This is a genomic window from Streptomyces sp. NPDC048411 (assembly GCF_040704695.1).
Lineage (GTDB): Bacteria > Actinomycetota > Actinomycetes > Streptomycetales > Streptomycetaceae > Streptomyces.
This window is the reverse complement of sequence record NZ_JBEZKL010000209.1, coordinates 1-8316: the sequence shown is the minus strand read 5'-3', so window position 1 is coordinate 8316 and position 8316 is coordinate 1. Positions and strand designations below refer to the sequence as shown.

The window sequence follows — 8316 nt, the reverse complement described above, 5'->3', positions numbered from 1 at the left end:
CAAGGTCACCACCTATGGCTACGACACGGCCGGGAACCGAACGTCGGTGACCACGCCGCTGGGTGAGAAGGCGACGTTCACGTACGACAAGGCGGCCGGAAGCCCTCGTACTGGACCGTACTTGGGCTTCCGGCCGGTGCGGCGAGAGGGCGTGCCGGGCGTCGCGACGGGGCGAACGTTGCCTGCCGCGGCACTAGATCTCGTAGACCGCGCCCGGAACCGCCAGCTCCGCCGGTCCGTGGTAGATCGTGCGGGCGTCGGCCAGGTTGCGGTCCGCGTCCGTCCACGGCGGGATGTGAGTGAGGACGAGCCGTCCCACCTTCGCGCGTGCGGCGGTCTCGCCTGCTTCGCGGCCGTTGAGGTGGAGGTCCGGGATGTCTTCCTTGCCGTAGACGAACGATGCTTCGCAGAGGAACAGATCGGCGCCCTCGGCGAGTTCGTCCAGTGCCTCGCAGACGCCGGTGTCGCCGGAGTACGTGAGGGTGCGACCGCCGTGCTCGATGCGGATACCGAAGGCGTCGACGGGGTGGCAGACCTTCTCCGTACGGACCGAGAAGGGGCCGATGTCGAACGAGCCGGGCTTCAGCGTGTGGAAGTCGAAGACCTCGCCCATGGACCGGTCGGACGGGGTGTCGGCGTGGGCGGTGGTCAGTCGCTGTTCGGTGCCGTCGGGGCCGTAGACCGGGATGGACGCGGGACGTCCGCCGTCGTGCCGGTAGTAGCGGACGACGAAGTACGCGCACATGTCAATGCAGTGATCGACATGGAGATGGCTGAGGAAGATGGCGTCGAGGTCATAGAGACCGACGTGGCGCTGCAACTCGCCGAGGGCGCCGTTGCCCATGTCGAGGAGCAGCCTGAAGCCGTCGGCCTCTACGAGGTAGCTCGAACATGCCGAACCCGTGGACGGGAACGAGCCGGAGCAGCCGACGACGGTGAGCTTCATGGAGCGTGAACCTCCGAGACGTGGGAACGGGGAGGGTTCGTGCGATTTGTTGAGCGTAAGGCGCGGAACACCTGGTCGCTCCTCTGGGGCCTGCCGTTGTGGGCGAACTCACCTGCTCTGTCACCGGTTCGATGGAAGCGGGCGCGGAAGGAGGGTGCGGAGGGCGGGCGCGGAGGGAGGGTGCGGGGAGCGGGCCGGCAGGGGCGCCGGTACCGTCGGGGCATGGACATGTCCTGGTGGCCTGCTCTGGCCGTGGTCGTACTGCTCGCTCTCATTGCCGCGATTGCCGACGGGCGGGGGCGGCTCGGGCGGGGGCGTCAGCGCCCTGGTGGGCGTTCTGCGCAACAGACGCGTCCGCCGGGCAGGCGGGAAGGGCCGCGGGGCGGGCCGGAGCGGGATCCGCGACCGGGTGAGATCTGGTGGGCGGAGGTTCCGTACGAGGACGGGCCTGGGGCGAAGGACCGGCCCTGTCTGGTGCTGTCGGTGCGGGGCGGTGCGGCGCTCGTCGCGAAGATCACCAGCAAGCATCACGAGGAGCGGCCCGGGGTGATCGCGCTGCCGCCGGGTTCGGTGGGGGATGCGCAGGGGCGCGCGAGTTTCCTGGAGACGGACGAGCTGCGGGATGTGGCGGTGCGGGGGTTCCGGCGGCGGGTGGGGACGGTGGACCCGGCGGTGTGGGAGCGGGTGCGCGGGATCGGCTGACGGGGTCGAAAAAAAGTCCTCGGCCGCCGGACGGGCTGGAATTCCAGCGGGTCCGGCGGCCGAGGGCGGGACGGCGTACAGCGATGTGGGGTTACGCCCAGAGCTGGCCGTGCAGCGTTTTGATGGCCGCTTCCGTCGTGGGGGCCGTGTAGACGCCCGTCGACAGGTACTTCCAGCCGCCGTCGGCGACGATGAAGACGATGTCGGCCGGCTCCCCCGCCTTGACCGCCTTGGTGCCGACTCCGATCGCCGCGTGGAGTGCGGCGCCGGTGGAGACGCCGGCGAAGATGCCCTCCTGCTGGAGGAGTTCGCGGGTGCGGGTGACGGCGTCTGCGGAGCCGACGGAGAAGCGGGTGGTGAGGACCGAGGCGTCGTAGAGCTCGGGGACGAAGCCTTCGTCGAGGTTGCGGAGCCCGTAGACGAGGTCGTCGTAGCGCGGCTCGGCGGCGACGATCTTGATGTCGGGCTTCTGTTCGCGCAGGTATCGGCCCACACCCATGAGCGTGCCCGTGGTGCCGAGGCCCGCTACGAAGTGGGTGATGGAGGGCAGGTCGGCGAAGATTTCGGGACCGGTGGTGGCGTAGTGGGCGCCCGCGTTGTCCGGGTTGCCGTACTGGTAGAGCATCACCCAGTCCGGGTGTTCGGCGGCCAGTTCCTTGGCGACGCGGACGGCTGTGTTGGAGCCGCCGGCCGCCGGGGAGGAGATGATCTCGGCGCCCCACATGGCGAGCAGGTCGCGCCGTTCCTGCGAGGTGTTCTCCGGCATGACGCAGACGATGCGGTAGCCCTTGAGCTTGGCCGCCATGGCGAGCGAGATGCCGGTGTTGCCGCTGGTGGGCTCCAGGATGGTGCAGCCGGGGGTCAACCGGCCGTCCTTCTCGGCCTGTTCGACCATGTGGAGCGCGGGGCGGTCCTTGATCGAGCCGGTGGGGTTGCGGTCCTCCAGCTTGGCCCAGATGCGGACGTCGTCCGACGGTGACAGCCGCGGCAGGCGGACGAGCGGGGTGTTGCCCACCGCGGCGAGCGGGCTGTCGTACCGCATCAGTTCATGCCCGCCCGTCGCCCGACCGCCACCCCGGCCGGACGGGGCTTCGCCCCGGCTGCTCCTCCGGCGACGGCCGGAAGGATGGTGACGCTGTCGCCGTCGCTGAGCTTGGTGGAGATTCCGTCGAGGAAGCGGACGTCCTCGTCGTTGAGGTAGACGTTCACGAAGCGACGGAGCTGGTCGCCGTCGACGATGCGTTCACGGATGCCGTTGTAGCGGCTGTCGAGGTCCGTGAAGAGGTCGGCGAGGGTCTCTCCGGTGCCGTCGACGGCCTTGGCGCCGTCGGTGTAGGTGCGGAGGATGGTCGGGATGCGGACCTCGATGGCCATGGCGTGGGCTCCTGTCGAAAGCGGAGTGGTGGCGCGCGGCTCTGCCCCCGCGCAGGGGTGGTGTGTCCGGACGGTGCTCGGGGCCGCGGCCCGGCTCAGGCCTTGCGGCCGGCGGGCAGGCGGCTCGTACAGATCGCGCTGGAGAGCCTGCACAGGTCGACGTGCAGGCGCGCGACGAGCAGCATGCCCGGCGTCTTGTCGCTCACGTCATGGGGAACCATGGGCTCATCGTATCGATTCCCGGTCCGGACTCCGGCATGTGATCTCATCTGATGGATGGCGAGTGTTCGCCTGGTGGACGGTCGGGGGCGGGGCGGGGAGCCGCGGCGGGCCGGGGACGGGAATTCGCCCCGGCCCGCTGGAGGTCAGGCGGGTTCGTACGCCTCGACGACCTTGACGTCCTCCTCGGTGATCACGCCGTCCACGATGCGGTACGAGCGGAACTGGAAGGGGCCCGCGTCGTCGGCGTCGGCGGTGGAGACGAGCACGTAGTGGGCGCCGGGCTCATTGGCGTACGTGATGTCGGTGCGCGAGGGGTACGCCTCGGTCGCCGTGTGCGAGTGGTAGACGATCACCGGCTCCTCGTCGCGGTCGTCCATCTCGCGGTAGAGCTTCAGCAGGTCCGCGGAGTCGAACTCGTAGAACGTGGGCGAGCGGGCGGCGTTGAGCATGGGGATGAAGCGTTCGGCGCGGCCGGTTCCGGCCGGGCCCGCGACCACGCCGCACGCCTCGTCGGGGTGGTCCGCGCGGGAGTGCGCGACGATCTGGTCGTACAGCTCCTGGGTGATGGTCAGCATGGCGCCAGGATAAGCAGACGGCCCCCGCGTACCGAGGAGTGGTACGCGGGAGTCCGTATGCCGGACGGCGGTCGGGTCAGCGCTTGGCGAAGGCCGTGCTCTGGGGGTTACGGGCCTTGAGGACCAGGTACGAGACGCCGAGGATCAGGGCCCAGAGCGGGGCGCAGTACAGCGAGATCCTGGCGTCCTTGTCGATGCCCATCATCACGATCACCATGCCGATGAAGGCGAGGGCGAAGACGCTGGTGTACGGGGCGCCGGGGGCCCGGAAGGCGGACTGCGGGAGCACTCCGCGGTCGGCCAGGCGGCGGTAGCGGATCTGGCATACGAGGATCATGATCCAGGCCCACATGCCGGAGATGGTGGCGAAGGAGACGACGTAGGTGAAGGCGTCTCCGGGCCACTGGTAGTTGATCCAGACGCCGACGAGCATGAGGGCGGCGGAGAAGGTGGTGCCGACGAGCGGGGTGCCGCTCTTGGTCAGCCGGGTGAAGAACGTCGGGCCCTGTCCGTTGAGCGCGAGGTCGCGCAGCATGCGGCCGGTGGAGTACATGCCGGAGTTGCAGGAGGAGAGGGCCGCGGTCAGGACGACGAAGTTGACGATGCCTGCGCCGATGCCCAGACCCATCTTCTGGAAGGCGGCGACGAACGGCGAGATGCCGGGCTGGAATTCCGTCCACGGGACGACGGCGAGGATCATGATGAGGGCGCCGACGTAGAAGACGGCGATGCGCCACGGCACGGTGTTGATGGCCTTGGGCAGGACGGTCTTCGGGTCCTTGGACTCACCTGCGGTGACGCCGACGAGTTCGACGGCGAGGAAGGCGAACATCACGATCTGCAGGGTCATCAAGGTGCCCTTGATGCCGTGCGGGAAGAAGCCGCCGTCGGCCCACAGGTGGGTGACGGACGCGGTGTCGCCGGCGTCGGAGAAGCCGAGGGTGAGAATTCCGGCACAGATGAGGATCATGCCGACGATGGCGGTGACCTTGACCATCGAGAACCAGAATTCGAGTTCCCCGAAGAGCTTCACGGAGATCAGGTTCACGCCGTACAGGATGATCGTGAAGATCAGTGCGGACACCCATGGGGGAATGTCGAACCAGAATGTCATGTACTGGGCTGCCGCGGTGACTTCGGTGATTCCGGTGACGACCCAGAACAGCCAGTAGGTCCAGCCGGTGACAAAGCCTGCGAAGGGGCCGACGAATTCGCGGGCGTACTCCGAGAATGAGCCCGAGACCGGGCGGTACATGAGGAGTTCACCCAGGGCCCGCATGATGAAGAAGATCACCAGGCCTGCGATGGCATAGGCCAGGATGAGGCTGGGTCCCGCCTTGGCGATGGCTTTGCCCGCGCCGAGGAAGAGGCCGGTTCCGATGGCCCCGCCGATCGCGATCATCTGGATCTGGCGGGCGCCGAGGGCGCGCTGGTAGCCCTCGCCCGAGGAGGTGGCATCTGCGGCTTCCGCTGCCTGCTGCGGGCCGCCTTTTCCCTTGTCGACCTGCGCCGATGTCATGTGTTGCGCCTTTCTCCACGCTGATCCGCGCCCAACGGCTGCGGATCAGTTCCTGATCCCCCCGGATATGGATGGAGTGCGACCGGCGGTCCGCCGGTGATAGCGCCCCCGGAAACAGGGATGGCGTCCCCGGGTGGTCGTGAAGATTTATCACGGAGCCACCGGTGGCCCATCGGACATTGTGTGGTGGACGCCACAGGAAAAAGCGGACAAGAGTTTCTAGCCGCCACAAAAAAGGCCATTCAGGTGATGGGATCGTTATACGGATTTGAGTGTCCGTTGAGCGAACACCTCGGCCCGGCCCCAAAGGGAGGTAAAACCCGATCAAGGAAAGGCGGGTGAGTCGCGGCGCCCGGTGCGGTGCATCACCACGGGGCGGTCCTGGGGCGCCGGAGCATGCGCACAGCGGAGCCGTACGGGCGTTTCGGCAACGCCGGGAGTGAGGTCTCCCCCGTTGGGGCGACGCCGCGCGCGTGGGCGGCCCCGGCCTTGATCCGCCGGACGTCCCCTACGGCATCAGGGTCTCGACGAGCGTCTCCTGGAGCGCACCCAGCCAGAGGTAGGCCATGACCATCGGCTTGCGCGGGTCGCTGTCGGGCAGCCGGTAGAGCGAGCCCTCACCGCCCTCGTCCTCGTCGGAGACGTCCAGGCGGGTGCCGATGGTGAGGCGGAGGTCGTTGAGGGCGCCGAGCCAGTTGCGGCATTCGTCGGCGCTGAGCGCGAGGACGGCGCCTTCCGCGCCGGACGGGAGCGCGTCGAGGGTGCGTACGACGGTGAGCGCGTCGTCGCGCTTGCGGGTGCGCAGGTCGTTCTCGGTGAAGCGGCGGAACTCGGCGGACGCGGCGCGCAGTTCGCTGTCCTCGTCGCCGTACGCCTCCGGGAAGAGGCGGGCCAGGGCCGGGTCGGTCGGCGGCTCGCTGGGCCCTTCGGCGAACAGAGCGGCGAGCGGGTCCTCACCGTCGGCCGGTTCGTCACCGGGTCCGATCAGTTCCAGCAGTTGGACGGCGAGGGAGCGCAGGATCGCGATCTCCACCTCGTCGAGCGCGACGGCCGCGCCGCCGCCGGGGGTGGCCTCGAAGTGGCCGGCCATGGGTTATCTCCGATGGTGGGTCGTGCGGGGCAGAGGTGGAGGCTAGTTGCGGTCCTGGGTCAGGGTGGCCCAGAGCCCGTAACCGTGCATGGCCTGGACGTCGCGCTCCATCTCCTCGCGGCTGCCGCTGGAGACGACGGCGCGGCCCTTCTGATGGACGTCGAGCATCAGCTTGTGGGCCTTGTCCTTGGAGTAGCCGAAGTAGGCCTGGAAGACATAGGTCACATAGCTCATGAGGTTGACCGGGTCGTTGTGGACCAGCGTCACCCAGGGCACGTCGGGCTCGGGGACGACAAGGTTCTCCTCGGCCGATTCGGGGCGCTCGATCTCTACAGGGGCGACACTCACCTACCCCATGCTGCCACCCGGGAGGGGGCATCGCACAAACGGCTTAGATCTCGTCACTCTGACGAAATAAAGGTAGCATCCGAGCCATGAACTCTGCGGACCTTGGGCGACGGGTCGGTGTGCCGTCGACAGCGCTCTTCACCGACCAGTACGAGCTCACGATGGTGCAGGCGGCACTGAAGGCGGGCACTGCCGACCGGCACTCGGTCTTCGAGGCGTTCACCCGCCGACTGCCCGAGGGGCGGCGCTACGGCGTCGTCGCGGGCATCGGACGCGTCCTGGACGCAGTGGAGAACTTCCACTTCGACGACGAGATGCTCACCTTCCTGCGCGACCGGAACATCGTCGACGGGCCGACGCTGACCTGGCTGGCGGACTACCGCTTCAGCGGCGACGTCTGGGGCTACCCGGAGGGCGAGGTGTACTTCCCGGGCTCGCCGATCCTGCGGGTCGAGGGCTCCTTCGCCGAATGCGTGCTGCTGGAGACGGTGATCCTGTCGATCCTCAATCACGACTCGGCGGTCGCCGCGGCGGCGTCCCGGATGTCGGCGGCGGCGGGCGGGCGCAGGCTGATCGAGATGGGTGCACGGCGCACCCATGAACTGTCCGCGGTGGCGTCGGCGCGGGCCGCGTACATCGGCGGCTTCGACGCGACGTCCGATCTGGCGGCCGGGTTCCGCTACCACATCCCGACGGTCGGGACGAGCGCGCACGCGTTCACGCTGCTGCACGACAGCGAGCGCGACGCGTTCCGGGCGCAGGTCGACTCGCTGGGCCGGAAGACGACGCTGCTGGTCGACACGTACGACGTCGCCGAGGCGGTCCGTTCGGCGGTCGAGTTCGCCGGGACCGGGCTGGGGGCCGTCCGGATCGACTCCGGGGACCTGCTGCTCCTGGCGCACCGGGTGCGGCAGCAGCTGGACGAGCTGGGCGCCACCGAGACGAAGATCGTGGTGACGTCGGACCTGGACGAATACGCGATCGCGTCGCTGGCCGTGGCCCCGGTCGACGCGTACGGCGTGGGCACGCAGCTGGTCACCGGCAGCGGGCAGCCGACCTGCTCCATGGTCTACAAGCTGGTCGCCCGGGCGAGCTCCGCCGATCCCGCGGAACCGCTGCGGCCGGTTGCGAAGAAGTCGCTGGGGGCGAAGTCCTCGATGGGCGGTCGCAAGTGGGCCGCGCGGCGGCTGGACGAGAACGGAGTGGCCGAGGCCGAGGTGGTGGGCACCGGTCCGGTGCCCGACGGGCTGGCCGACCGACAGCTGCTGGTCGAGCTGGTCAGGGGTGGTGAGGTGATCGCGCGCGAGTCGCTGGACACGGCGCGGGAGCGGCATATAGCGGCGCGACGGGGGCTGCCGATGTCGGCGATCCAGCTGTCCAAGGGGGAGCCGGTGATTCCGACGGAATTCGTGTGAACGCGCCTCGGCAGGGAAGGTGACGCAGGCCCTAGTAGGGCTTTGTTAGGTCCTGTGGTGTGGTTCTGGTGTCGGTGCGGATTGGCCGCATATCGAGCAGGCGCCGGTCCAGGTGGCCAGGAGGG

The 8316-nt window shown here is 68.8% G+C and carries 10 protein-coding genes and 1 pseudogene; 3 read left to right on the top strand and 8 right to left on the bottom strand.

The window, feature by feature from the left end; all coding sequences use genetic code 11:
- Positions 1-64 (top strand): annotated as a pseudogene (locus AB0915_RS36835) (hypothetical protein); the annotation flags it as partial.
- A 129-nt stretch (positions 65-193) separates the two neighbouring features.
- Here AB0915_RS36835 and AB0915_RS36830 read toward each other — a convergent pair.
- Complete coding sequence (locus AB0915_RS36830) at positions 194-946, bottom strand: MBL fold metallo-hydrolase (protein ID WP_366695428.1); 753 nt, start codon at positions 944-946, stop codon at positions 194-196.
- Positions 947-1168: 222 nt separating this feature from the next.
- On the opposite strand from AB0915_RS36830, the gene AB0915_RS36825 reads away from it, so the two are divergent.
- The gene (locus AB0915_RS36825; protein ID WP_366695426.1) at positions 1169-1648 is read left to right on the top strand and encodes a type II toxin-antitoxin system PemK/MazF family toxin; all 480 of its coding nucleotides are present in this window, start codon (positions 1169-1171) and stop codon (positions 1646-1648) included.
- 91 nt (positions 1649-1739) lie between these two features.
- Here AB0915_RS36825 and AB0915_RS36820 read toward each other — a convergent pair whose 3' ends face one another.
- The 7 genes from AB0915_RS36820 to clpS all read right to left on the bottom strand — a co-directional run bounded on the left by AB0915_RS36820 (position 1740) and on the right by clpS (position 6776).
- Complete coding sequence (locus AB0915_RS36820) at positions 1740-2690, bottom strand: cysteine synthase (protein WP_366695424.1); 951 nt, start codon at positions 2688-2690, stop codon at positions 1740-1742.
- Complete coding sequence (locus AB0915_RS36815) at positions 2690-3022, bottom strand: MoaD/ThiS family protein (RefSeq protein ID WP_366695422.1); 333 nt, start codon at positions 3020-3022, stop codon at positions 2690-2692. Before AB0915_RS36815 ends, AB0915_RS36820 begins: the two co-directional genes overlap by 1 nt.
- A 95-nt stretch (positions 3023-3117) precedes the next feature.
- Positions 3118-3243, bottom strand: coding sequence for a putative leader peptide (locus AB0915_RS36810; protein WP_268250412.1), 126 nt, complete (start codon positions 3241-3243; stop codon positions 3118-3120).
- Between the two features lie 144 nt (positions 3244-3387).
- On the bottom strand, positions 3388-3819 hold the full coding sequence (locus AB0915_RS36805; protein WP_358857700.1) for a M67 family metallopeptidase: 432 nt from the start codon (positions 3817-3819) through the stop codon (positions 3388-3390).
- A gap of 76 nt (positions 3820-3895) precedes the next feature.
- Positions 3896-5338: an amino acid permease gene (locus tag AB0915_RS36800; protein ID WP_366695419.1), complete on the bottom strand. Its 1443-nt coding sequence runs from the start codon at positions 5336-5338 to the stop codon at positions 3896-3898.
- 508 nt (positions 5339-5846) lie between these two features.
- The gene (locus AB0915_RS36795; protein WP_366695417.1) at positions 5847-6428 is read right to left on the bottom strand and encodes a DUF2017 domain-containing protein; all 582 of its coding nucleotides are present in this window, start codon (positions 6426-6428) and stop codon (positions 5847-5849) included.
- A 42-nt stretch (positions 6429-6470) separates the two neighbouring features.
- Entirely contained in the window at positions 6471-6776 is a 306-nt protein-coding gene (clpS, locus tag AB0915_RS36790) for an ATP-dependent Clp protease adapter ClpS (RefSeq protein ID WP_018555894.1), read from the bottom strand.
- A gap of 86 nt (positions 6777-6862) precedes the next feature.
- Here clpS and AB0915_RS36785 point away from each other — a divergent pair, with 86 nt between their 5' ends.
- Complete coding sequence (locus AB0915_RS36785) at positions 6863-8191, top strand: nicotinate phosphoribosyltransferase (protein ID WP_366695414.1); 1329 nt, start codon at positions 6863-6865, stop codon at positions 8189-8191.
- Positions 8192-8316 lie beyond the last annotated feature (125 nt).

What these genes read in the sequence shown, in the direction of transcription:
- AB0915_RS36815 (WP_366695422.1), bottom strand. Translation starts at nt 3,022, where the DNA reads ATGGCCATCGAGGTCCGCATCCCGACCATCCTCCGCACCTACACCGAC.
- AB0915_RS36795 (WP_366695417.1), bottom strand. Translation starts at nt 6,428, where the DNA reads ATGGCCGGCCACTTCGAGGCCACCCCCGGCGGCGGCGCGGCCGTCGCG.
- AB0915_RS36785 (WP_366695414.1), top strand. Translation starts at nt 6,863, where the DNA reads ATGAACTCTGCGGACCTTGGGCGACGGGTCGGTGTGCCGTCGACAGCG.
- AB0915_RS36800 (WP_366695419.1), bottom strand. Translation starts at nt 5,338, where the DNA reads ATGACATCGGCGCAGGTCGACAAGGGAAAAGGCGGCCCGCAGCAGGCA.
- AB0915_RS36830 (WP_366695428.1), bottom strand. Translation starts at nt 946, where the DNA reads ATGAAGCTCACCGTCGTCGGCTGCTCCGGCTCGTTCCCGTCCACGGGT.
- AB0915_RS36825 (WP_366695426.1), top strand. Translation starts at nt 1,169, where the DNA reads ATGGACATGTCCTGGTGGCCTGCTCTGGCCGTGGTCGTACTGCTCGCT.
- AB0915_RS36820 (WP_366695424.1), bottom strand. Translation starts at nt 2,690, where the DNA reads ATGCGGTACGACAGCCCGCTCGCCGCGGTGGGCAACACCCCGCTCGTC.
- AB0915_RS36805 (WP_358857700.1), bottom strand. Translation starts at nt 3,819, where the DNA reads ATGCTGACCATCACCCAGGAGCTGTACGACCAGATCGTCGCGCACTCC.
- AB0915_RS36810 (WP_268250412.1), bottom strand. Translation starts at nt 3,243, where the DNA reads ATGGTTCCCCATGACGTGAGCGACAAGACGCCGGGCATGCTGCTCGTC.